The organism is Geminicoccus flavidas (assembly GCF_009806515.1).
GTDB classification, from domain to species: Bacteria; Pseudomonadota; Alphaproteobacteria; order Geminicoccales; family Geminicoccaceae; genus Geminicoccus; species Geminicoccus flavidus.
In genome coordinates, this window is sequence record NZ_WUJP01000076.1 from 1 (window position 1) to 1,044 (window position 1,044).

Sequence of the window (1,044 nt, forward strand, 5' to 3'; positions counted from 1 at the left end):
TGGATCACGCCGGTGAAGGGCTGGCGGCGCATCGCCTCCTCCAGCAGGTCCATCGTGTCGTCGTCGGCGTTGCGCGTGTGCACCACGAGCGGCAGGCCGGTCGCCTGAGCGATATGGACGTGCAGGAGGAAGGAGCGGCGCTGTGCGTCGCGCGGGGCGTTGTCGTAGAAATAGTCGAGCCCGCTCTCGCCGATCCCGACCACGCGGGGGTCCTTGGCCGCCTCGAGGAACACGGCAGGATCGGGGAAGCCCTCCTTGCCCGCCTCGTGCGGATGGACCCCGATCGTGCAGAGCACGTTCGGGTGGCCATGCGCGATCGCGCGGACCTTCTCGAAGACGGAGAGCTTCGTGCCGATCGTGATCATCCGATCCACGCCCGCCGCAGCGGCCCGCGCCAGGACACCCGGCAGGTCTTCGGCCAGCCCCGGATAGTCCAGGTGGCAGTGGGTATCGACGATGGTCATGCCGGCTCCTGCCATTTCGGGAACACGCCGTCTGGCTTCGGTAAGGGCGTGCCAGGGGCAAGGGCCGCGTCCGGATCGGTGACGTGCGCCAGCAGCCGCCGCTCCGCCGGCACCGCGAGCTGGTCCAGCACCTTGGCCGAGGCCGCCGGCATGAAGGCCTGGGTGAGGATCGCGATCCGGCGGATGGTCTCGACCAGCACCCAGAGCACCGTGTTCATCCGATCTGGATCAGTCTTGCGCAGGGCCCAGGGTGCGTGGGTGTCGATCCAGCGGTTGGCGTCCGCGATCACAGTGAAGATCGCTTCCAGCGCCTTGTGCGGTGCCTGCACGTCCATGTCCGCGCGCACCCTCGCCACCAGCCCGGCGGCGGCATCGAGCAGCTCATGGTCGGCCGAGGTCAACTCGCCCTTGGCCGGCACCGCGGCACTGGCATTCTTCTGGATGAAGGACAGGACGCGCAGGCCGAGATTGCCGTAGTCGTTGGCCAGGTCGGCGTTCATCCGCCGGATCATCGCCGCCCGGCTGAAGTCGCCATCCGCGCCAAACGGCACCTCGCGCAGCAGGAAGTAGCGGGTCTGGT

The 1,044-nt window shown here is 68.6% G+C and carries 2 protein-coding genes; both read right to left on the bottom strand.

Going from position 1 to position 1,044, the window contains the following annotated elements; translation table 11 throughout:
• A partial coding sequence (locus tag EQG76_RS02020) for a TatD family hydrolase (RefSeq protein WP_200840486.1) occupies positions 1 to 464 on the bottom strand: 464 nt, incomplete at its 3' end.
• The coding region (locus EQG76_RS02025) for a class I tRNA ligase family protein (protein WP_159710145.1) at positions 461 to 1,044 on the bottom strand (584 nt) is incomplete at its 5' end. The genes EQG76_RS02020 and EQG76_RS02025, both read right to left, overlap by 4 nt.